Annotated in this window: 19 protein-coding genes; 11 read left to right on the forward strand and 8 right to left on the reverse strand. The window is 71.8% G+C overall.

Annotated elements, in window-relative coordinates; genetic code table 11:
* The first annotated feature begins 97 nt into the window (after positions 1–97).
* Both LDL49_RS24445 and LDL49_RS24450 read left to right on the forward strand, forming a co-directional pair.
* Complete coding sequence (locus LDL49_RS24445; protein ID WP_225293715.1) at positions 98–2,734, forward strand: bifunctional glycosyltransferase/CDP-glycerol:glycerophosphate glycerophosphotransferase; 2,637 nt, start codon at positions 98–100, stop codon at positions 2,732–2,734.
* Complete coding sequence (locus tag LDL49_RS24450) at positions 2,731–3,795, forward strand: glycosyltransferase (RefSeq protein ID WP_225293717.1); 1,065 nt, start codon at positions 2,731–2,733, stop codon at positions 3,793–3,795. The genes LDL49_RS24445 and LDL49_RS24450 overlap by 4 nt, the downstream gene beginning before the upstream one ends.
* Before the next feature lie 12 nt (positions 3,796–3,807).
* Here LDL49_RS24450 and LDL49_RS24455 read toward each other — a convergent pair whose 3' ends face one another.
* From LDL49_RS24455 to LDL49_RS24465, 3 genes are read right to left on the reverse strand one after another with little or no spacing between them, the layout of a single operon-like run.
* On the reverse strand, positions 3,808–4,857 hold the full coding sequence (locus LDL49_RS24455; RefSeq protein WP_225293720.1) for a sulfotransferase family protein: 1,050 nt from the start codon (positions 4,855–4,857) through the stop codon (positions 3,808–3,810).
* 16 nt (positions 4,858–4,873) lie between these two features.
* Complete coding sequence (locus LDL49_RS24460; RefSeq protein ID WP_225293722.1) at positions 4,874–5,698, reverse strand: CDP-alcohol phosphatidyltransferase family protein; 825 nt, start codon at positions 5,696–5,698, stop codon at positions 4,874–4,876.
* Positions 5,699–5,747: 49 nt separating this feature from the next.
* Positions 5,748–7,187, reverse strand: a complete 1,440-nt coding sequence (locus LDL49_RS24465; protein WP_225293725.1) for a glycosyltransferase family 2 protein — start codon at positions 7,185–7,187, stop codon at positions 5,748–5,750.
* Between the two features lie 156 nt (positions 7,188–7,343).
* Here LDL49_RS24465 and pseH point away from each other — a divergent pair, with 156 nt between their 5' ends.
* Positions 7,344–7,847 carry a UDP-4-amino-4,6-dideoxy-N-acetyl-beta-L-altrosamine N-acetyltransferase gene (gene pseH, locus LDL49_RS24470; protein WP_225293727.1) on the forward strand — a complete coding sequence of 168 codons (504 nt, stop codon included), beginning with the start codon at positions 7,344–7,346 and terminating at the stop codon, positions 7,845–7,847.
* A complete protein-coding gene (gene pseI, locus LDL49_RS24475) occupies positions 7,844–8,887 on the forward strand; it encodes a pseudaminic acid synthase (protein WP_225293729.1) in 1,044 nt (347 codons plus the stop codon). The genes pseH and pseI overlap by 4 nt, the downstream gene beginning before the upstream one ends.
* A gap of 43 nt (positions 8,888–8,930) precedes the next feature.
* Here the strand turns inward: pseI and LDL49_RS24480 are convergent, their stop codons facing one another.
* Both LDL49_RS24480 and LDL49_RS24485 read right to left on the reverse strand, forming a co-directional pair.
* Positions 8,931–10,037, reverse strand: coding sequence for a PseG/SpsG family protein (locus tag LDL49_RS24480; RefSeq protein ID WP_225293731.1), 1,107 nt, complete (start codon positions 10,035–10,037; stop codon positions 8,931–8,933).
* Positions 10,034–10,762, reverse strand: coding sequence for a cytidylyltransferase domain-containing protein (locus LDL49_RS24485; protein ID WP_225293733.1), 729 nt, complete (start codon positions 10,760–10,762; stop codon positions 10,034–10,036). The genes LDL49_RS24480 and LDL49_RS24485 overlap by 4 nt, the downstream gene beginning before the upstream one ends.
* Positions 10,763–10,850: 88 nt before the next feature.
* On the opposite strand from LDL49_RS24485, the gene pseB reads away from it, so the two are divergent.
* Positions 10,851–11,834: a UDP-N-acetylglucosamine 4,6-dehydratase (inverting) gene (pseB, locus tag LDL49_RS24490; RefSeq protein WP_225293735.1), complete on the forward strand. Its 984-nt coding sequence runs from the start codon at positions 10,851–10,853 to the stop codon at positions 11,832–11,834.
* A complete protein-coding gene (locus LDL49_RS24495; RefSeq protein WP_225293737.1) occupies positions 11,834–12,958 on the forward strand; it encodes a DegT/DnrJ/EryC1/StrS family aminotransferase in 1,125 nt (374 codons plus the stop codon). The genes pseB and LDL49_RS24495 overlap by 1 nt, the downstream gene beginning before the upstream one ends.
* A 57-nt stretch (positions 12,959–13,015) precedes the next feature.
* On the opposite strand, the gene LDL49_RS24500 is transcribed toward LDL49_RS24495, so the two are convergent.
* The 3 genes from LDL49_RS24500 to LDL49_RS24510 are packed head-to-tail and all read right to left on the reverse strand — an operon-like array spanning position 13,016 to position 17,412.
* The gene (locus LDL49_RS24500) at positions 13,016–14,902 is read right to left on the reverse strand and encodes a glycosyltransferase family 2 protein (protein WP_225293739.1); all 1,887 of its coding nucleotides are present in this window, start codon (positions 14,900–14,902) and stop codon (positions 13,016–13,018) included.
* 15 nt (positions 14,903–14,917) lie between these two features.
* The gene (locus LDL49_RS24505; RefSeq protein WP_225293741.1) at positions 14,918–16,579 is read right to left on the reverse strand and encodes a class I SAM-dependent methyltransferase; all 1,662 of its coding nucleotides are present in this window, start codon (positions 16,577–16,579) and stop codon (positions 14,918–14,920) included.
* Positions 16,576–17,412 carry a hypothetical protein gene (locus LDL49_RS24510; RefSeq protein WP_225293744.1) on the reverse strand — a complete coding sequence of 279 codons (837 nt, stop codon included), beginning with the start codon at positions 17,410–17,412 and terminating at the stop codon, positions 16,576–16,578. Before LDL49_RS24510 ends, LDL49_RS24505 begins: the two co-directional genes overlap by 4 nt.
* Before the next feature lie 161 nt (positions 17,413–17,573).
* Between LDL49_RS24510 and LDL49_RS24515 the strand changes: the two genes are divergently transcribed.
* The 5 genes from LDL49_RS24515 to LDL49_RS24535 all read left to right on the forward strand — a co-directional run bounded on the left by LDL49_RS24515 (position 17,574) and on the right by LDL49_RS24535 (position 22,335).
* The gene (locus LDL49_RS24515) at positions 17,574–17,819 is read left to right on the forward strand and encodes an acyl carrier protein (protein WP_225293745.1); all 246 of its coding nucleotides are present in this window, start codon (positions 17,574–17,576) and stop codon (positions 17,817–17,819) included.
* Positions 17,800–18,552: an SDR family NAD(P)-dependent oxidoreductase gene (locus LDL49_RS24520; protein WP_225293747.1), complete on the forward strand. Its 753-nt coding sequence runs from the start codon at positions 17,800–17,802 to the stop codon at positions 18,550–18,552. The genes LDL49_RS24515 and LDL49_RS24520 overlap by 20 nt, the downstream gene beginning before the upstream one ends.
* Positions 18,553–18,812: 260 nt before the next feature.
* A complete protein-coding gene (locus LDL49_RS24525; RefSeq protein ID WP_225293749.1) occupies positions 18,813–20,072 on the forward strand; it encodes an AMP-binding protein in 1,260 nt (419 codons plus the stop codon).
* Entirely contained in the window at positions 20,069–21,100 is a 1,032-nt protein-coding gene (locus LDL49_RS24530) for a LuxE/PaaK family acyltransferase (RefSeq protein ID WP_225293751.1), read from the forward strand. The genes LDL49_RS24525 and LDL49_RS24530 overlap by 4 nt, the downstream gene beginning before the upstream one ends.
* 56 nt (positions 21,101–21,156) lie before the next feature.
* On the forward strand, positions 21,157–22,335 hold the full coding sequence (locus LDL49_RS24535; protein ID WP_225293752.1) for an acyl-CoA reductase: 1,179 nt from the start codon (positions 21,157–21,159) through the stop codon (positions 22,333–22,335).
* The last annotated feature ends 5 nt before the right edge of the window (positions 22,336–22,340 follow it).

Consider the following 22,340-nt stretch of genomic DNA (forward strand, 5'->3'; position numbering starts at 1 on the left):
TTCAGCAAAGACACCATCAAGTCCGGACACTTCTCCCAAAGCCGGGGCAGTTCATCACCACATGTCTTATTTCGGGGGACATTCGGGGGAGATGAGCATGCCGGACTGCACTGTTGTCGTGATCACCTACAACGACGCGGCCCGCCTGCCCCGGGCCGTGCGATCGGTACTCGGCCAGTCGCTGCACGACCTCGAAGTGATCATCGCCGACGACGCGAGCACCGACGACACGCCCCGGGTGGCCGGCGAGCTGGCGCGCTCCGATCCCCGCGTCCGCTACCTGCGCCGGCAGGTCAACAGCGGCGGCTGCGGCGCACCCCGGAACGACGGTCTCGACGCGACGACCGCGCCGTACGTGATGTTCCTCGACAGCGACGACGAGCTGCCCAGGCACGCCTGCAAGAGCCTGCTCGGCGAGATCGAGCGGACCGGCGCCGACTTCGTGGCCGGGCAGATCTCCCGGCTGCACGAGCGGAGCGGCCGGCTGGCGCCCTACTACCCCACACTGTTCGCCAGGCGGCGGGTCGTGGCGGGCATCGGCGCGGAGCCCGAGCTGTTCCTCGACTGCTTCAGCACCAACAAGCTCTACGACGTGCGCTTCCTACGCGAGAACGGGCTGCGCTTCCCGGAGGGCCTCCACTACGAGGACCACGTCTTCGCGGCCGGCCTGTACGCCGTCTCGCGCCGGTTCGCGGTCGTGCCCTGGGTGGTCTACCACTGGCACCGCGCGCCCGACGACCGCTCCATCTCGCTCAACATCAAGGAGATGGACAACGTACGGCATCGCGTGGCGGCGGCCCGGATGAGCGACGACGTGCTGCGTGCCCATGGCGCCGGAGACCTGGTGCCCGACCGGCAGTACCGCTTCCTCAGGCAGGACCTGCGCGTGTACCTCAACCCGCTGCCCCGGCGCGGCCGGGTGTGGGCGAAGGAGTTCGCCTCCGTCGTGCGGCCGTACCTGGAGGAGATCCCGCTTGAGGTGTTCGAGCGGATCGAGCCGATGGCCCGGGTCTGCTGTCATCTCATCCTCGACGACCGGGTCGACGACCTGCTGGTGGCCGCCCGGTCGCTGCCCGACCCGTGTGCCGCCCCACGGGCCGCCGTACGCCATGAGGGACGGACGTACTGGGGCACGACGGTCGCGCCCGGCATGGACATCACCCGGCTGCGGATGGCCGAGCTGCCTTACAGCGCGGCCCGGCTGCGGCACGAGGTGACCGAGATCGCCGGGGACGGCGAGCGGATCCGGATGAGCGTGCACACCTACGACCCTTTCGGCGTGCTGCCGGTCGAGTGGACGGCCTTCCTCCAGCTCGGCGGCCAACGCGTCCCCATCCAGCCGGTCGCGTCCGGTGACGGCGGCTACGTGAGTGAGATCGCCTTCACGCCTGCGGCCTCGTGCGAGCCGCGCATCGGGTTCACCAGGAGCTGCGACGGCCGCACCACGACCGACCGGCTGATGGCCCCGCCCGACATGGCGCCGGTCGCGCTGCCGGCGGGGCGCCGGGTCACGGCCGAGGGCAACGCCGCGTACCTGCGCGTGCGCGTCCCATCGGTCAGGTCACGGCTCCACCGGCTCAAGCGCCGGCTGCTGCGGCGGCTCAGCACGCCGGCGATGAAGCTGCGCTTCTACAAGGCGGTGATCCGCCTGCTTCCGCCCCGCCCTGACCTGGCCCTGTTCGAGGCCGACGTCGGCAAGGGCTACACCGGCAGCCCGCGCGCCATCTACGAGGAGCTGCGGCGGCGCGGCCTGCCGATCCGCGTCTTCTGGTCGGTGGCCAGGTGCCGGGCGAACTTCCCCGCCGACGCCCGGCTCGTCCGCCGCGGCGGCTGGCGGTACGTATGGCTGCTGGCCCGCGCCGGCATCTGGGTCGACAGCCACGGCTTCCCGCTCAACTACCCGAAACCGCCCGGGACCCGCTATCTCCAGACCTGGCATGGACAGGGCATCAAGTCGGTCGGCTTCGACGCGCCCGACCTGCGCGCCGACTTCGACCGCCCGCGCGCCGAGTGGCGCGCCGCCGTCGCCCGCTGGGACGCGCTCATCGCCCCGAGCGCCGAGTTCTCGCGGGTCTTCCTGCCCTCCAACGGCTACACGGGCCAGGTCCTCAGGTACGGCACGCCGCGCTGCGACGCGCTGGTGCGCCAGGAGAGCAGGCACGACGTGCTGCAACGGCTGGAGATACCGCCCGGCAGGAAGATCCTGCTGTACGCGCCCACCTATCGCGACCGGGCCAAGAACAGCGGGCAGTCGATCCGGGCGGACCTGGAGCTGATGGCCGAGGAGCTGGCCGGCGAGTGGGTGCTGATCCTGCGCACGCACCCGGTGGAACGCTTCAGGACCCCGCAGCACGTCAGGCATTTCGTCCGGCCCGCCGGGTCGTACCCGGAGATCAACGACCTGATGCTGGCCTCGCACGCGCTGCTCACGGACTACTCGTCGGTGATGTGCGACTACGCGCTGACCGGCAAGCCCATGGTGTTCCTGATCGACGACTGGGACGAGTACCGGCTGACCGAGCGGGGCGTCTACCACGACCTGCCGGCGATCGCCCCGGGGCCGTGCGTCACGACGACCGAGGAGGTGGTCGAGGCGTTGCGGAAGCTGCCGGCCGTACACGCGGCCCATGCCGAGCGCTACGCGGCCTTCCGCGAGCTGTGGTGCGCGGACGAGCGGGGAGACGCCGCCGCGCGCGTCGTGGACGCCTTCTTCGGGCACCGGGCGGCGTCGTGACCGTGGTGTTCGCCTGCATGGACGCCGACACGCTGGGGGGCATCCAGCAGGTGACGCACACCCTGGCGCAGGGGCTGGCCGAACGCGGCTACGACGTGCACGTGGTCGGGCTGCACCGGGCGGCGGCGCCGTTCCGCTACGTCGAGGAGCCCGGCTACCGGCGTCACGTGATCAGCCCGGAGCCCCTGGGACCGCAGAGCGCGCGGGCACGCAGGCGGGCCGACGAGCGGCTGGCCGCCCTGTTCGACCCGATGCGGGGCGGTTTCGCGGTGCTGACCTCACCGGGAGTGGTGACGCGGCTGACGTCCGTCCTGCCCGGCTCGCTCCATCGGGTCGGGCAGTACCACGGCTCGTACGAGCACGCCCGCGGCTGCTGGCACCTCGGCTCGATCAGACAGCACTACCTCAACCTCGACCAGGCGGTCTTCCTCAGCGAGGACGACGCCTGGCGTTTCTCCGAGGACGCGCTGCTGCCCAACACCTGGGCCCTGCCCAACCCGCTGGCGCGCTGGCCGGAGGAGGTGTCCGGGCTGGAGACGCCCCGGGTGCTGGGAGTGGGGCGGATGGAGGGGATCAAGCGGTTCGACCGGCTCATCAGCGCGTTCGCCAGGGCCGGCGCGCCGGCGCCGTGGGAGCTGCACCTGATCGGCGACGGTGGCGAGCTGGAGCGGCTGCGCGCGCACGCCGCGCGTGAGGGGGTCGGGGAGCGCGTGGTGTTCAGGGGCCGCGTCCCCGCCGCCCGGATGACGGGCGAATACCTGAAGGCGGCGATCCTGGGGCTGACCAGCGAGCACGAGGGGCTGCCGGTCGTGTTGCTGGAGGCGGCGGCGCACGGGGTGCCCGCGGTGGCGTTCGACGTGTCGGGCGGCGTGCGGTCGGTGGGGCCGGTGCTCGTCCCGGCCGGGGACGTCGGCGCGTTCGGCGCGGCGCTGGCCCGGCTGATGGGCTCGGCGTGGGAGCGGCGGCGCCTGGGCGCCGCCGCTCGGGCACGGGCCGACGCCTTCCGGCTCGACCACGTCCTGGACCGCTGGGAAGCCCTGTTCGTCCACCTGACCAGGTGACGAGCAGATCTGCTACCGCGCGCGCTGGGCCAGCTCGGGCGACTCGTTGCGCGGCTGCGGTATCCCGGCGAGCAGCTGCTGCTTCGAGGTGAGCAGCGCGGCGACCGGGCTCGGCTCGCGCAGCCGGTTGATGCGGTCGCGCACCATCTTGCGCATCCGGTTGGCGCGGCGCTTCTGCATCGTCTTGTGGCAGGTGACCAGGTGCTCCTTGGCCGCCGCCGGCGCGCCGGACAGCTCGTAGCCGTTGGCCTCCAGCCGGTCGCCGAGCACCTGCTCGCACAGCGAGATCTCCCAGTCCTCCAGCCGCTTGGCCCAGCTGCCCACCCTGGCGCGGGTGACCTCGCCGTGCGTGTTGCTGTGCCAGACCTTGTGCGCGGGGACCGCCACGGTGGCCGCCTCGCGCGGAGAGACCGTACTCGGGTCGAAGTCCTCGTCGAGGAAGTGGCAGAGCTTCTTCATCTCGGTGGCCGGGTCGTCGGTGAGGTCCTCGTACCGCAGCTCGTAGTAGGTGTCCTCGGGCAGCATCCGCCGCAGCCTGTTGCCCGCGTCGATGGCCTCGGCCCAGGTGGAGATCGCGTGGAAGGAGTCCAGGGTGTACCAGGGCATCTCCTTCAGCGACGAGACGCAGTCGCGGCCGTCCCTGATCAGGTGGATGAACTGGGCGTCGGGGAAAAGCCTGAGCAGGATGTCGACCTGCTTGACGTAGCTCGGCCGCTTGTCTCCCCAGCGGGGCTTGTCGAAGCGGTCGGCGTACATGCGGAAGGTGGTGCCGAGCACCGAGCCGAGCGTCCCGGGACCGTCGACGACCTGCTGGACGAAGTCCTCCTTGTCGAGCTTGAGCTCGCGGAACTTGGTGCTGCGGTCGCCCGCGATCCACTCCGCGAGCGCGCGGCGGCGCTCCTCGACGCGCAGGTCGCCGAACGAGCGGCGCCGGTGGTAGACGGGCACCAGGAACCTGGTCTCCGGCGGCACCGCGATCCGCGGGTGCGAGTGGAGCATGAGCTGCAGCATCGTGGTGCCGGAGCGCGGACAGCCGACGACGAAAATGGGCCGGTCTGACATGAAAACCCCCGAAAACTTAGACGAGAACGTGCTCTCGGCTCCTCGTGGAGGGCACGCTGTGCTTGCGCGTGAAGAGCCACATCCGGTGGACGAGCCAGACCTCGTTGACCAGCAACGAGACGCTGGCGACCGCGGAAACCGGGATCAGCGCCACGGTGCCCACGAGCGGCGCGACCACGAACACCGCGGCGTGGAACTCGATGCCGCTGATCAGGTGGGCGCGGATACGGCGGCGGGCCATCGCCTTGTTGATCCGCCGCACGAGACGACGGGACCGGCTCATCGGCGGCCTCTGGCGCGGTATCCGCACCTCGGGCTCGTCCTCCTCCTCCGCCCGGGCCTCCCCGTCGGCCTCCCGCTCGGCCTTGACCGTCTCGCGGACCCGCTTCATCTGCGGCGCGTTGACGTACCTGAACAGGTCGACCACCGCCACCGCCGCGCCCATGACGATGTAGCGAACGTCGCCGGTGAGCGCGTACTGGCCGTAGGCGAGACCGGCGGCGCAGCACACCACCCTGATCCGGTCGCCGACGTAGTCGAGCCACAGGCCGAAGGGCGTCCCCGAGCCCTTGAGCCGCGCTATCTTGCCGTCAAGGCAGTCCACCATGAAGCTCAGATAGAACATGGCCGCCCCCGCGGCCAGCAGGTCCATCGCGAGACATACGGCGGACACCATGCCGAGGACCAGCGAGACCACCGTGAGCTGGTTGGGCGTCAACCGCGTGTGGTTGGCCACCAGCAGAGCTGCCCGGCAGGCGACCGGGTCCACGAAGTACACGGTCCACCAGGAGTCTCTCCGCTTGCGTGTCGCGTAGACGTCATCGAGCGAATAGGTCCTCATGGCTTCCAAGCATGGCGACGCAACGCCGTGATCCAATTACTCTCTGGAACTACTGGGCGATGTCCATGCCGGTTCTTGACCATCCTGGAACCGACAGCCGCCAGACCTTCTGCGCCTCGGCATCACGAAAGCACGTTTTCAACACCAGGCCGCACAGTTCCACCCGTGCGTGCAGCCGCCAGCTCGGGCCGCCCTCTTCGAGCAGCGCCGGGTCGATCTCCACCGAGACGCCCTGCCCGCCCGTGCGCCGTACCTCCAGCGGGACCCGGCGCTCGCCGTCGGTCAGCCACATGCCGACCCGGTTCGGCTCCCGCGCCACCCGGTGGAGGGCCACCTCGCCGCGCACCTCGAAGCGGCTCCCCGTCCAGCCGCACTCATGGACCGTGGCCAGCAGCTTGACCTCGTCGCTCGCCTCAAAGACCGCGTCGGGGATCTGGAGGGTCCGGTCGCGGAAGTAGGGGTAGTCGCCGTACCAGCCGATCTCGTGCGGCACGATGGGGGTGCCGTCGACCGAGTCGCGCCTGAACCTGCGCACCACCCGCAACTCCTCGACCAGGCCGCGGCTCAGCAGGTGGAGTTCGAGCCTGCGCAGCGACGCCACCTCGCCGAGGGCGACGGGGCTCAGCCCGGCCAGCCACTCCTGCGAGAGTTCGAGCAGCGGCCCGATCTCGTCGTCCTCGGCGTACTCCAGCGCCTGGAACAGGAACAGGATGTCCTTCTCCAGCACCAGGCCGTCGAAGGCGTCGGTGAGCTCGGGCGCCTGCTCGGTGAGGAAGGCCCGGACCGCGCGGATGGCGGCCAGCCGTTCGGCCAGGTTCGGCAGCTCCGCCCGCCGCTGGGTGATCGAGCTCTCCCCCTCCTCGCGCTTGCGCCAGTGGTAGACGACGTCGGTGAGCACGTCGACGCCCGTCGCCAGCACGTGCGCCCGCATGCTGAGCGGCACATCCTCATAGATCCCCGCCGGGAACTCCAGCTCGTGCTTACGCCAGAAGTCCTGCCGGTAGACCTTGTTCCAGACCGTGCGGTCCCTGATCAGGGACCGGCGCTCCCGGATGTGCGCGCCCCGCGCGGGGCGCCGGAACGCCTTCTCGTGCATGGACGACACGGCCAGCTCGCCCTCCGCCAGGCGCAGCACCCCGCCGCACGCGAAGTCCGAGCCGCTCTCCCGCAACGACTCCACCAGCAGCTCGTACGCCTTGGGCGGCACGACGTCGTCGCTGTCCGCGAAGGCCAGATAGGTGCCGCGGGCCCGCCGGATCCCCGCGTTGCGCGCCGGGCCTGGGCCCTGGTTCGGCTGGTCGAGCAGGACGAAGCGGGGGTCGCGGGCCGCGAACTCGCCGGCCAGCCGCGCGCTTCCGTCCAGTGAGCCGTCGTCCACGAGGATGACCTCGATGTCCTCCAGTGTCTGAGCCGCCAGAGATTCCAGACATTCGCCGATATACGGCTCTACGTTGTAGATCGGGACGACGACGCTGAGGATGGGCGTCATACCGAGGAGCTCCCTTGGGGTCGGGGTTGGGGTCGAGGGCAGCATGCCCTGGCCATCACTCCGGCACGACGTTCGATGCCGCACTCTGATCAGCTCTTTGCCGGATGGATCCGCTACGTTGTGCAATGGATCGAGCGCGCTGAGTAGGGGGAAGCCGTGCTGAGACCCGTACACGACCATGAGCTGCCCGCCATCCGCCGATGGCGCAACCACCCGAGGGTGCGAGCGGCGAGCTTCACCACCCACGTCATCGCCGAGGCCGAGCACGCCCGGTGGTGGGCCGCGGTAAAGGACGATCCGGCCAGGCGGGTGCTGATCTACGACCACGACGGGACCGCCGCGGGGGTGGTGACGTTCTCCGGGCTCGACCCCACCGCGCGGAGCGGCGAGTGGGGGTTCTACCTCGACCTGGCCGGGCTGGAGCCGTCGGGCGCGCTGCTGCCGGCCTGGATCGGGCTCGAGCGGGCCGCCATCGACCACGCCTTCGGACCGCTGGGGCTGACCACGCTGCGGGGCGAGGTGCTCGCCCGCAACGAGGCGGCCAGGGGGCTGCACCGGCGCTTCGGGTTCGCCGAGGTCGCCGTCCACCGGCGCGACATCGACGGCGTCCGCCGCGACGTCGTCACCGTGCAACTGAGCAGAAAGGACGACAGCGCATGATCTCCATCGCCGGGCGCGCTATCGGGGCGGGACAGCCCCCCTTCGTCATCGCCGAGATGTCGGGCAACCACAACGGCCGCCTCGAACAGGCCCTCGCCATCGTCGACGCGGTGGCCGACAGCGGCGCGCACGCCCTGAAGCTGCAGACCTACCGCCCCGACACGATCACCGTCGACGCCGACGGCCCCGCCTTCCGGGTGGGTGCCGAGCACGAGCTGTGGGGCGGCGAGCGTCTCTACCGGCTCTTCGAGCGGGCGCACACGCCATGGGAGTGGCACGAGCCGATCTTCGCCAGGGCTCGCGGACGTGGGCTCATCCCGTTCTCCTCGCCCTTCGACCCCACGGCCATCGATCTGCTGGAGAGTCTCGGCGCCCCGGCCTACAAGATCGCCTCTTCGGAGATCGTGGACCTGCCCCTGATCAGGCTCGCCGCCGCCACGGGGAAGCCGCTGATCATCTCCACCGGCATGGCGTCGATCGGCGAGATCCACGCCGCCGCGGAGGCCGCCCGCGAGGCGGGCTGCACGCAGCTCGCCATGCTGGCCTGCACCGCCGCCTACCCCGCCGCGCCCGCCGAGAGCAACCTGCGCTCGCTTCCGCTGCTCGCCGGGCTCACCGGCGCGGTCGTCGGCGTCTCCGACCACACGCCCGGCATCGGCGCGGCGGTCGCGGCGGTCGCGCTCGGCGCGTGCCTGATCGAGAAGCACGTCACGGTGGACCGGGGCGACGGGGGCGTCGACTCGGCGTTCTCGCTGGAGCCCGCCGAACTCGCGGCGCTCGTGGTGGAGAGCGAGCGGGCCTGGCAGTCGCTGGGCAGCGCGGTCATCGGGCCGCGGGCCTCCGAGCGCGAGGGGCTGCGGTTCCGGCGGTCGCTGTATGTCGTACGGGATGTGCGGGCGGGCGAGCCGGTGACGGAGCAGAACGTCCGCTCCATCCGGCCGGCCGGGGGGCTGCCGCCGGCGGCGGCGGCGCAGGTGATGGGTCGCCGCTTCGCCAGGGACGCCACGATCGGCACACCACTGACCTGGGACCTGGTCTGACGGGCACTTGGTTCGGAGGGGGCTCGTTCAGAGGAGGGCTCGTTCAGAGGAGGGCGAGGAGCGCGTCGGCGACGCGCTCCCTGCCGCGGCCGTCGATCAGCCCGGCGCCGCGCCTGCCGTACTCCTCGCGGGCCGCCGGGTCGGCGAGCAGGCGGGCCAGGACGCCGACGGCCGCCGCGTCCGGGGCCGGTCCCAGCCCCGCCGCGAGCCCGCCGCCGACCAGCGTCTCATAGCCGATCAGCTGGTTGTCGGCCACCCAGCTCAGCGCGGTGGGCACGCCCAGGTGCAGCAGCTCCCAGACGGCCGAGCCCGCCGCGGTGATGACCAGGTTCGCCTCGGCCATCAGGCCGGGCAGCCGGTCCGTCGGCGGGATCACCGTGACGGGCCCGTCCACCTCGAACGGCACCGGGCTGACCACGGTCGCCCGGAACGCCAGCCCGGTGGCACGCAGCGCCCCGGCCCAGGCCGGCGCCACGCCGGCGCTGTCGGTGCCGCCGAAGAAGCACAGCACCAGCGGCTCCTCCGGCCGGGCCGGGCGGCGGCGGGCGGTGCCCCGCATCAGGAGGACGCTGTCCCGCAGCAGCACATAACGAGCCCCCGCCAGCCGCCCACCCCCAGGCCCATCCCACGGCCCGCTCTCGGGCCCACCCCATGACCATCCCCCCGGCGCACCCTTCGGCCCACCCCCCGGCGCGCCATTGGGCCCACCCCACGACCCGTCCGCGGCCTCCCCCGGGCGCGAGAACGGACGTCGGAAGGGGCGTAGCTCGGCGTCGAGGTTCTGGTCGAGGTAGAGGTCCGCCTCCTGGCCCAGCGGGTCGCCGTCGACGATCGCCAGCACGGCCGTGCCCGCCGCCCGCAGCGCCGCGCCCGTACCGGGGGCCAGCACGTACGAGTCCAGCACCACCGCGTCCAGCCCGAGCACCCGCACCAGCTCGGCCAGCGCCCGCGGCTCCGCGGGCGCCGGGCACAGCGGGAACGCGCGCTGCCGCAGCTGCGACTCCGCCCACGCCGACCCCGCCACGTCCCCGAGGAACAGCACCTCGGCCCCCCGCCCGCACAATTCCTCGGCCAGCGCCACGCAGCGCATCAGGTGACCGACCCCGCTCGCCACGCCCGCGTCGCAGCGGAACCCCACCCGGTGCGTCACGCCTCCTGCAACGCCTTCTGCGCCACGTGCGCGTTGAGCTCGCACACCTCGGGCCGCTCCCGCAGCCAGCCGACCAGCGACCGTACCGGCACGCACCGGTCGCCCAGCTCCGCGACGACCCGCGAGATGAGCCGCCAGTCGTCCTCGGTGTCGAGCGTGACCCGCAGGTCGGCCGCCGCCGGCGCGTAGGCGAGGCCGAGCAGCCGCGACTCCCCCGGATGCGTGTAGAGGTAGGACGTGACGTGCGTGCGGTGATGGGCGGTGGCCTCCCGGTCGGCCCGCTCCAGGGCGGCCAGCCCCGCGATCTCCACGTCGAGGCCGCGCGGCAGGGTGCGGGCCAGGCCCGTGCTCAGGTAGTCGAGACCGGGCACCGCGCGGAAGACCAGCGCGGCCTCGCGGATCACCACGGGATCGAGCAGCGGGCAGTCCGCCGTGAACCGCATGACGGCCTCGCCCGGGTGACTCCGCAGCGCCTGCGTGAACCGGGTGAGCACGTCGTCGACCGGTCCCCGGTGCCAGGACACGCCGAGCCTGCCGCATTCGGCCACCACCGCGTCGTCGGCCGCCTCCGTGGTGGTCGCCACCACCAGGTCGTCGACCGCGTCCGCCTGGCGTACCGCACGGACCACCCAGCCCAGCACGGAACGGCCCCCGAGATCGCGCAAGACCTTGCCCGGCAGGCGCGTCGAGCCCATGCGCGCCTGGATGATTCCGACAATCCGCACCGAAGCCCCATTCCCCTATGTGACCGTGTGTCATCGAACGATCGCGCTATGCTACCGGGCAGCTCGGATGACTACGGCGGGGGGCCGCGTGAGCATTCTCAGTGGATCGTCAATTCTGATCACCGGAGGCACGGGGTCCTTCGGCAAGGCTTTCGTCCGGCACGCGCTGGACCACCTCGATGTGCGCCGCATGGTGGTCTTCTCGCGCGACGAGCTCAAGCAGTACGAGGCACGTCACCTGTTCGACGACGACCAGCGGCTGCGCTGGTTCATCGGCGACGTACGCGACAGGGACCGCCTGGCCAGGGCCATGCACGGCATCGACTACGTCGTGCACGCGGCGGCACTGAAGCAGGTCGACACGGCCGAGTACAACCCGTTCGAATACGTCAGGACCAACGTCTCCGGCTCCCAGAACGTGGTGGAGGCGGCCATCGACTGCGGCGTGCGCAAGGTCGTCGCGCTCTCCACCGACAAGGCGTCCAGCCCGATCAACCTGTACGGCGCGTCGAAGCTGGTCGCCGACAAGCTGTTCGTCTCGGCCAACCACTACGCCGCCAGCCACGTCACCCGCTTCGCCGTGGTCCGCTACGGCAACGTGGTGGGCAGCAGGGGCTCGGTGGTGCCGTTCTTCCTGCGGCTGGCCCAGGAGGGCGGCAGCGTGCCGATCACCGACAAGCGGATGACCCGGTTCTGGATCACGCTCGACCAGGCCGTCCGATTCGTGGTCGACTCCTTCGACCTGATGCAGGGCGGCGAGCTGTACGTGCCGCGCATCCCCAGCATGCGCCTGCCCGACCTGGCCCAGGCACTGGCGCCCCGCAGCCCGGTCTACGAGATCGGCATCCGGCCCGGCGAGAAGCTGCACGAGGAGATGATCGGCCCCGACGACGGCCGCAGGACCCTGCGCCTGAGCGACCGCTACGTCGTGCAGCCGACGATCGCCAGCTGGGGCTACGTGCCCCCGCAGGGCGGCGAGCTGCTGCCGGACGGCTTCGCCTATCGCTCCGACACCAACGACCGCTGGCTGTCGGTCGAGGACCTGCGCGCCATCGTGACGGTGGGCGTCTGATGCTCCCCTACGGGCGGCAGTCGATCGCCGACACCGATGTCGAGGCCGTGACCGAGGTGCTGCGTGGCGAGTGGCTGACGACCGGGCCCATGGTCGGCTCGTTCGAGGCCGAGCTGGCCCGCTGGACGGGCGGCGTGCCGTGCCTGGCGGTCACGTCGGGCACGGCGGCCCTGCATGTCGCGTACGCGGCGGCCGGGGTCGGGCCGGGAGACGAGGTGATCACCTCGCCGCTGACGTTCGTGGCGACGGCCGCCACCGCCGCCATGCGCGGCGCCCGGGTGGTCTTCGCCGACGTGCAGCCCGACACGGGCAACCTTGATCCCGCGTCGGTCGAGTCACTGGCGGGCGGCGGCACCAAGGCGATCACCGCGGTCGACTACGCGGGCCATCCCGCCGACTACGACGAACTCCGCGAGATCGCCGACCGGGCAGGAGCCGTGCTGATCGGCGACGCCGCCCACTCCCTCGGCTCGCGCTACAAGGACCGGCCGGTCGGGGAGCAGGCCGACCTCACCACGTTCTCGTTCTTCCCGACCAAGACCGTGACCACCGCCGAGGGCGGCGCCGTCGCCGTCCGCGACCGTGACCGCTATGTCCGTGCCGCCCGTTTCCGCAACCACGGCCTGGTCCGGGACCCGGCCGAGCTGCGTGATCCCGGCCACGGCGGCTGGCACCAGGAGGTCCACGACTTCGGCCTCAACTACCGGCTGCCGGACGTGCTCTGCGCGCTCGGCCTCAGCCAGCTGCGGCGGCTCGAACGCTTCCGCGCGCGGCGGATCGAGCTGGTCGCCCGCTACAACGCGCTGCTCGGCGACCTGCCGGGCCTGACGCTGCCCGCGTGGCGCCCGTACACCACGCCGTGTTGGCACCTCTACCCGGTCAGAGTCCGCGACGGCCGCCGGCGGGAGGTCTACGAGCGCCTGCGGGCCGAGGGCATCGGGGTGCAGGTCAACTACATCCCGGCCTACTGGCATCCGGTCTTCGAGGACCTCGGCTACCGGCGCGGGATCTGCCCCGAAGCCGAGGCCTACTACGCCGAGCAGCTCTCGCTGCCGCTCTTCCCCGACCTCACCGACCAGCAGCAGGACGAGGTCGTCGACCGGCTGCGCGCCATCCTGGGCTGACGGCACCGGCCATGCACTGGCCATCCCGGACCGACGGCGCTGGAACCGACGGCTGTCTCATCGCTCGGCGAGCATGAGGCAGCCGTCGTCGCCCCGGTCCACCAGGAAGCGCCGCTCGGCGACCGTCACGATCGGCCGCGCCCGCGTACGTACCAGCGGCCGGATCTCCCGGCCCTGGTCGATGACGAACTCCCAGCGCGACTCGCGACCGACGACCTCGTCGATGTCCACCAGCGACACCCGGGCCCGGAAGCTCTGCCCGGCCAGCGTGAGGGGGAAGTACATCTCCTCGCCGTCGCTCCTGCGCACCAACCGCAGCACCGGATCGCCGTCGCCCGGGTCGCTGAGCTCGCCGGAGAAGACCAGGTCGTCGCCGTCCACCCGGCACTCGCCGATCAGCGCCTCGGCCCGGCGCAGCCGCAGTCCCCAGGCCCCGCCGCCGGCGCGTACCGGCACCAGCCACACGCCCGCCCTGCGCTTCGGCGCGGGCACCAGCGGCGGCAGCCAGCGCGATCCGACGACCTTCGCCTCCAGCTTCAGCCGGGGGCCGCGCAACCGTACCCGCAGATCCCAGTGCCCCCGCCGGGCGAGCTGCGCGCGGGTCAGCGTCGCCGGGTCGAACGCGAACGCGAAGGAGAAACCGTGCTCGGCCGCCGCATCGCCCTCTTCCCGCTCGACGCTCGCCCAGGTCGGCGAGACGCGCTGGTCGGACAACGGGACGATGTCAGTGGTCCGGCGCTCCTGCAGCCACACCTGCACACTCGTCCCGCGCAGGTCCGACACGTCGAACCGGCCGATGCTCACCCGGCCCTCACCGCCGAGCTCGCCGTCGCGCCACTCCAGCCCGACCAGCCGGGCCGACAGTTTGAGCTCGGCCGACACCTCCGACAGGTGCCTGGGCATGGCCGGGTGCCGGCCGTACCAGCGCTTGCGCAGCAGGCCAGGAGGGCTGACCCGGGGAAGCAGGCGGCCCGCGCGGTCCTGCTCGAAGACGCGCGCCAGCTCGTCCAGGCGACGCCTGTGGAGCAGGTGCACCTGGAGCCGCTGCGTGAACGGGATGCTCTGCCACGCCTCCGGCGCGACGCCGTCGAGATAGCGGACGACCAGGTCGACGAGGCCGGGATCGGCCGCGGCGCCCATCATGGCCATCGCCTCCACCGCGACGCTCATGTCGATCTCGAGCGTGTCGCGGTCGAAGTCCGGCTTGAGCGCGGGCGCGCCGGTGGTGAGCAGCGCGGCCGTCTCCAGCACCGACAGCAGGCGGTCACGCAGGTTGGCCGGCTCCAGGCGGCGCTGGGTGATCGAGGCGCCCTCCTCGTCGCGCTGCCGCCAGTGGTAGACGATGCCCTTGATCACGTCGACCGACGAGGCGCCCACGTGCGCGGCCATGGCGACCGGCTGGTCCTCGTACATGCGCTCGGGGAAGGTCAGGCCGAGGGCGTTCCAGAAGTCGAGCCGGTAGACCTTGTTCCACAGCATGCGGTCGCGGATCAGCAGCGGGTGGCGGGTGATGTGCGTGCGCTTGCGCGACTCGGCGAACGCCTGCTTGTGCGCCCAGGAGGGTACGAGCAGGTTGCGGTGGAGCCGCATGACGTTGCCACAGGCCAGATCGGAACCGGTGGCCTCCAAGGAGGCGACCAGCCGCTGGAACGCGCGGGGCGGCACCCTGTCGTCACCGTCGACGAAGGCCAGGTAGCGCCCCGTGGCCCGGCGGACGCCGATGTTGCGGGCCCGCCCGACCCCCTGGTTGGCCTGCCGGACGAGGCTGATCCGCGGGTCGGCCGCCATCCGGGCCTCGACCACGGCGGCGCCGGCGTCGGTGCTGCCGTCGTCCACGCAGATCATCTCAAGGTCCTGGAGCTTCTGCGCCTCCAGCGAATCCAGGCAGGGACCGATGTACTTCTCGACGTTGTAGAACGGGACGATCACCGAAAGAACCGGCACGGGAACTCCTCTTCGTCAGCCGGACAGCAGGCGCAGGACCCGGCGGGCGACCCTGCGCGGGCGGGCCAGGCGGCGCGAGAGCCGGTAGCCGAGCGTCCTGCGATAGGCGGCCGACTTCCGCTGGCTCTTTCTCAGCCGGCCCCTGGCCCGCAGCAGCTCGCGCTCGCGGTAGGTGAGCTTGGTCTCCAGGCGGGACACCCTGGCCAGCGCGGCGGTCAGCTGGTCGGCCAGCCGGTCCCGCGCGCCGAGCAGGTCCCGGTACGTCGGGGCGGCGTCGCTCAGCTCGGCCGGCTGCCCCAGCTCGGCGTCGAGCTTGCGGGCCAGGTCGAGATCCGCCTGGTCGCACGGCCGGCCCGCCATGCCGCAGAGCGTCAGGGTCAGCTGCTCGGCCTGCCGCGGCCACGGCCACGGGTGGTGGTGACCGGCGGCCAGCAGGCGTACCGCGAACCGCCACAACACCCGGCACAACACCACGCGGTCGGCAGGCCGGGCGGGGGGCGGGGGCAGGGCATGGATGGCGGCGAACCGCTCGCCGTCCCAGACCAGGTTGTCGGCCGCGGCGTCGCCGCCCATCTCGACCCAGTCGCCCAGCACAGTGAGCAGGTCGCGGACCGCCCGTACGTCCTCGCGGGCGCACGCCTCGATCAGGACCTCCTCCAGCACCCGGCCCGCGGGGATGGCCCGCTCCACGCCGTCCGGCAGCCGGCGGGTGGCGCCCCAGATGACCTCGTGTACGGCGTGACCCTCCTCGAACAGGCCGAGCGGCAGGTCCGCCCGCACCGTGGGCGAATCCTCGAACTGGCCGGGTGACACGTCCGCCCGCACCGTGGGCGCGTTCGAGGGTCGGGTCGCCATGGCCACCCACAGCGGGGCGAGTTGCTCGCCGAGACCGTGGCTGAACACCAGCCGGGTCAGCCGCAGCGGATCGGCCACCAGCATCCTGTCGCCGCCACGGGCGCTCAACGGCACCGTGAGCGCGTCGGGCAGGTCGCACCCGAGCAGTTCGCGGCCGAGCAGCGCGCGTGGCGCCGCGCGGCCCGGATAGGCCGCGTAACACCTCTCGGGGGTCAGTCCGGCCGCCGCCAGCTCCTCGTCGAGGGCACCGGGCCCGTCAGGGTAGCCCTGGTCGAACCCGTGCGGCTCCCAGTGCTCGTCGCCGCTGTCCCGGTCGGCGGGCCTGGCCTCGACGAACCGGTCGATGCCCAGGTCGTTGCTCACGCTCAGGACGAACCGGCCGCCCGGCGCGACGAGGGCGGCGAGCGCGCCCAGCGACTCACGCCAGGGCGGCGCCACCTCCTCGGCCGAGTGCGTGCGCCGCAGCCCGTCGAGCGCCAGGACCAGGTCGTACGGCTCGCCCTCGGGCAGGGCCGACAGACGGCCGCAGTGCACGGCCAGATCGGGATGGCGCTCGGCGAGAGCGCAGGCGTCGGGATAGGAGCGCAGCAGCACGGCCACGGACGCGGCCCGCGCCACCACCTCGTCCACCAAGCCGCGCGGATGCGGCCCGACCAGCAGCACCCTGGCCTTCCCGTCTTCCTCCGTTTCGATGGGGAGCAGGCGTCTGACCAGCTCCAGGGCCACGCCCCGCCAGTCCGTGACGCCGGACGTATGGGACGAGTCTGACCACAGCAGCATCTCGCCGCCGATCAGCCGGACGTTCTCGGGTGCCTCATTCATGCGCATCGCGCCCGCTTCCAGCCGAACATTCGCCGTAGCTCCTCTGGTGTCGCCTGATACTCGAATCCCAGCTCCTGCCGGGCCGCCTCGCTGGCCGCGTCGGGGTCGACGCGGACGCCGTGCAGCTCGGGCCAGAGCCGCATGCGGCGGGCGGTGCCGCCGTACTCGGGCCGCTCGTCCTCCAGCTGCATCGGGTCCCCGTAGACGGCGACGTCGCAGCCCACGGAGGCGCCGTAGAACAGCGCGCTGCCGAGCCGATTGGACGCCACCCGGCGATGCCGCCGCAGCTCGGCGAGCTGGCCGGGCAGGAAGTCGCGTCCCCTGCCATCCCACCGCGAACCACGCTCACCATGGCAGATGACCCGGAAACCCGCCGACCGATAAGCCCGCCGAATGTCCGGATTAGCGAATTCCAACCAGTAAAGACAGATTGTCACCGGCCCCGTCTCCACTTCGGCGATTTCGGCGGCCAGCCGGGCATGGTCGCCACTGACCGAATGCTTTTCCCAGCCGTGGAAGGGATACCAGATCGTACCCTTCCTTTCGGGGACCGCGGCCATTTCCGGCTCCATATCGAGAAGGTAGATCCACGGCGCGCCGATGACATAGTGACCACGGCGGCCCATCGACCAGCCGCGCCTCCTGAGCACGTCAGACCAGACGAAACGGGGGTAACCGGGGCTGCACCAGTGGTCGTTGGGCGGAAATCCGTGAAGATAGTTCCAGCCGTGCTGCAGGAAACCCTGTATTCGCCGGGGGGTGTCTTCCGCCAGTTCACAGTATCGGCCGATTATGCGGGAGTGCCCGTACCAGTGATTGGATTCGTCCATCATTCCCCCTGTAGCGGTTGACGCGCCCCCTGCGACATTCTCAGCCCGACACGGCGGGCACTCGCCGTTATACGGTTCTATTACTCACGACGGGTGCTTGGTTTCTGTTGACGGCCGATCACGGCTACACTGCGTGGTTGTCAGAAGACAGAAAGTGAGCAGAGATGAGCCAGCTCGACCGCCTGCGCGGCGTCTTCCGCGCCTCGCTGAGCCTGCCGGCCGACCGGGACGTCGACGGGCTCGAATACCGGGCGATCCCGCAGTGGGACTCACTGGCCCACATGGCCCTCGTCGCCGCGATGGAGGACGAGTTCGACATCATGATCGACACGGACGAGATGATCGACATGAGCTCGTTCGCCAAGGCCGCCGAGCTGCTGGAGAAGCACGGTGCCGACGCCGTCACCTGACCGCCGGGTCGCGCTGGTCACCGGCTCCACGCTCGGCATCGGCCGCGCCGTCGCCGCGCGGCTGGCCCGTACCGGTCACGAGGTCGTCCTCCACGGGCGCGACCAGGAGCGGTCCGCCAAGGCGGCGGCCGAGGTGGCCGCCGAGACCGGGGGCCGCACCGACACGGTCCACGGCGACGTGGCCGACCCCGCCGCGGTGTCCGCCATGATGCGGGAGGTCCACCGGCGGCACGGGCGGCTCGACGCCCTGGTGATCAACGCGGGCGGGCACGCGGCGAGCCTGCTCGGCATGATGCACAGCGACGTGGTGAGCCGGCTCTTCCACGTCAACGCGCTGGGCGCCACCCACACCCTGCAGGCCGCTGTCAAGCTGCTGCGCAGGGGCACCGACCCGGCCGTGGTCCTGGTCTCCTCGGTCATGGGCCGCAAGGGGGCGCCGGGGCAGGCCGTCTACTCCGCCACCAAGGCCGCCGTGCTCGGCCTCACCCTGGCCGCCGCCAAGGAGCTGGGGCCTCAGGGCATCCGGGTCAACGCGGTGGCACCCGGCTACATCCAGACCGACATGCTCTCCACGCTCGACGACCGGGCACGCGCCGACACCGTCGCCGCGACCCCGCTCGGCCGCCTGGGCACCGCCGGCGACGTGGCCGCCGCGGCCGCCTTCCTGCTCTCCGCCGACGCCTGCTTCATCACCGGCCAGGTCATCGGGGTGGACGGCGGGCTGGTGCTGTAAGCCTCCGACACGATGGACGGGCGGTCTTCATGAACGCTTCTCTACACTCCGGACACTCCGGTGCGCCCCACCCCGCCGACGGTTCCGCACCGCAGGTCGGCGGGGGTCTGACTCCTCGGGAGGGCCTTATGCCTCCGGGCGCGCAGACACCGGAGCACCTTCCACATCCCGACGCGCGGACACCCGAGCGCCTTCCGCAGTGCTTTCCACAGTGCTTTCCGCATCCGGAAGCGCGGATAGTCGTCGCCGGAGAGCCGGGGGTGCTCACCGGTGACGGCCTGAGCGCTCGGATCGCGAGCACCATGCAGGCGCTGGCCGCGCTGCCGCCCGGCCCGGTGTTCTGCGGCATGCGCAACGACCTGCCGTCCGTGCTGCGCTACCTCGCGGCGCTGCGGGCGGGCAGGCCGATCGCGCTGCTGGACCCCGATCTGCCGCCCGGCGCGCTGGCCGAGCTGGCCGCCAGGTTCAAGCCCGCCGCCCTGCTCGGCTTCACGCGGGCCGCCGACGGCCTGCGGCGCGCCCGCGGCGGCACCCCCGAGCCCCATCCGGACCTGGCCGTCCTGCTCGCCACCTCGGGTTCGACCGGCAACCCCAAGCTCGTGCGGCTGTCGCGGTCGGCCGTGTCGGCCAATGCCCACGCCATCGCCACCGCCCTGGCCATCGGGCCCGGTGAGATCGCGCCGACCAGCCTCCCGCTCTACTACAGCTACGGCCTGTCGGTGCTCAACAGCCATCTCGCCGCGGGCGCCACCGTGGTGCTGACCGACGCGGGCCTGCTCGAACGGTCCTTCTGGACCATGCTCGACGAGCACCGGTGCACCTCGCTGGCGGCGGTCCCCTACCAGTACGAGATGCTGCGCAAGCTCCGCTTCGACCCGGTCGAGCACCCCGCGCTCACCACCATGACCCAGGCGGGCGGGCGGCTGCGGCCCGACCTGGTGACCGAGTTCGCCGCCAAGGCCCAGCGTTTCCTCGTCATGTACGGCCAGACGGAGGCGACCGCCCGCATCGCCGTACTCCCCCACGACCGCCTGGCCGCCAAGCCGGGCTCCGTGGGCCTGGCCGTCCCCGGCGGGCGCCTGACCATCGACGACGGCCAGGTCGTCTACCACGGCCCCAACGTGATGATGGGCTACGCCGAAACGGCCGACGACCTGGCCAGAGGCGACGACCTGGGCGGCGTGCTGCGCACCGGCGATCTCGGCCACCTCGACGACGAGGGCTTCCTCTACATCACCGGCCGGATGAAACGCATCGCCAAGGTCTTCGGCGTACGCGTCAACCTCGACGACATCGAACACCTGCTCCGCGACCGCGGCCCCGTCGCGGCCACGAGCGGCGACGACCGCGTCACGGTCTGGGCCGAGGGCCTCGACGCCGACGGATGCACCACGCTGGCCCGGCGGCTGGGGTCCGAGCTGCGGCTCCACTGGAGCGGGTTCGACGTACGCGGCGTGGACCGGCTGCCGCTGCTCGGCACCGGGAAGATCGACTACCCCGCTCTGGAGGCCCGCACGTGAGTGTCTTCACCTTGTCCCAGGATGCGAAGGAGGCCGCGCTGCTGCCCGAGCTGGTCGCGCTGACTGAGCGGCATCGGCGGGCGTGCCTGCCGTACCGCCGGATTCTCGACGCGATCGGGGCGGTGGGACCCTACGAGCGGGTGGCGGATCTGCCGTGGCTGCCGGTGCGGCTGTTCAAGACGCACGAGTTGCGCAGCGTGCCGGAGAGCGCGGTGTTCAGGGTGCTCACCTCCAGCGGGACGACCGGGCAGCGGCCCAGCCGCGTCTACCTCGACCGCGAGGCGGCGGCCGCGCAGCCGCGCATGCTGGCGGCGACGCTCCGCGCGGTGCTGGGCGAGCGGCGGCTGCCGATGCTGATCGTCGACAGCCGGTCGGCGATACGCGCTGCCACGCTGAGCGCTCGCGGGGCGGGCGTGCTCGGCATGATGCACTTCGGCAGGGACCACACCTTCGTGCTCGACGAGGGTGGCGGGCTGGATGCCGAAGCGGTCAAGGCCTTTCTCGCGCGGCACGGTGGTGCGCCCTACTTGATCTTCGGGTTCACCTTCATGGCGTGGTCACACCTGCGCGAGCTGGGGCTCGACCTCTCGCAAGGGGTGCTGATCCACTCCGGGGGCTGGAAACGGCTGGCCGAGCAGGCCGTCGACAACGCCACGTTCCGCCGGCGGCTGGGCGAGGAGTGCGGGCTGCGGCGGATCCACGACTTCTACGGGATGGTCGAGCAGATCGGCACCGTGTTCCTGGAGGGGCCGGACGGAGGCGGGCTCTACTGCCCAGATTTCGCCGATGTCGTGATCCGCGATCCGGAGACGTGGCAGGAGGCGCCGCCCGGCGTTCCGGGGCTGATCGAGGTGGTCAGCACGCTGCCCACGTCCTATCCGGGGCACGTGCTGTTGACGGAGGATCTCGGCGTGGTGCATGGGGTGGACGACGGGGTGTGGCCGGGCAAGCGGTTCTCGGTGCTCGGGCGGCTGCCCAGGGCGGAGGCGCGCGGCTGCAGCGACACCTCGGCGCGGTCGGCGGCGTGATGAGCAAGGTCGCGTCCGAGCTGTGGGTGGGGGCCAGGTTTCCGGATTGCCGGGATATGTCGGTTGAAACGCTGATCGACCAGGTGTCCGGGGGCGAGCCGCTCGCGGTGGGTGATGAGCGGATTCGTGGGTTCCTCACCGGGTTCGGGAGGCGCCTGCTGAGTCCGGAGCTGGCGCGACGTCATCCCGAGCTGGCGTCGCTGGGCTTCTTCCTGCGGCCCAGCGAGCTCACGCGAATCCTCGACGGGCCGCGGGGCGATCACCTGCGGGCGCCGCGCGGCCTGGTGTTCCACGTCCCGCCCGCGAACGTCGACACCGTCTTCGTCTACTCCTGGGCGCTGTCGGCGCTGATGGGCAACCGCAACGTGGTACGCCTGTCGCCGCGCGCGGGCGCCGTGGCCGAGACGATCACGCGGACGCTGCGGGAGTCGCTGGCCGACGCCGATCCCGTGGTGGCCGCTACGCAGCACATCATCACGTACGACCGTTCCGACGCCGTCACGGCGGCCCTGTCAGCGGCGTGCGACCTGCGGGTCATCTGGGGCGGCGACGCCGCGGTCGGCGAGATCCGCCGCCATCCGCTCGCCCCGCACGCGCGTGACCTCACCTTTCCCGATCGGACGTCGTTCGCGGTGCTCCGGGCGGCGGCCTGGCTGTCGGCGTCGGCCGCCACGCGGGGGGCGGTCGCCGAGGGGTTCGCCAACGACGCCTACTGGTTCGACCAGGCGGCCTGCTCGTCCCCGCGCACCGTCTACTGGGTCGGCTCGGCCGCCGACTGCGACGCGGCGCGCGAGGAGTTCACCGCCTGGCTCGCGCGGGCCGTGGCCAAGCGGGGGTGGTCCGTGGACGCCGCGATGGCGGTCGAGAAGCGGGTCGCCACGTACGGGCTGGCGGCCGACGGCGACGCCCATGCCATCGACTTCCACGGCAACGCGCTGGCCAGTGTCACCCTGGCCGGTCCCGAGGCGGCGCCGCGCCGGTGGCTGGGCGCCGGGACGTTCACGCACGCCCGGCTCGGCGGCCTCGGCGAGCTGGCTCGGCTGGTGGAGCGCCGGGATCAGACCATGACGCACTTCGGGTTCGTCCCGGCCGAGCTGGAGTTGCTGGCGGGGGCGCTGGCCGGGCGGGGGGTCGATCGGATGGTGCCGGTGGGGAGCGCGCTGAGCTTCCACCGGGTTTGGGATGGAGTGGACCTCACGGCCGAGTTCACCCGTCTGGTGACCGTGATCGTATGACGATC

The organism is Nonomuraea aurantiaca, from assembly GCF_020215705.1.
Classification (GTDB): domain Bacteria; phylum Actinomycetota; class Actinomycetes; order Streptosporangiales; family Streptosporangiaceae; genus Nonomuraea; species Nonomuraea aurantiaca.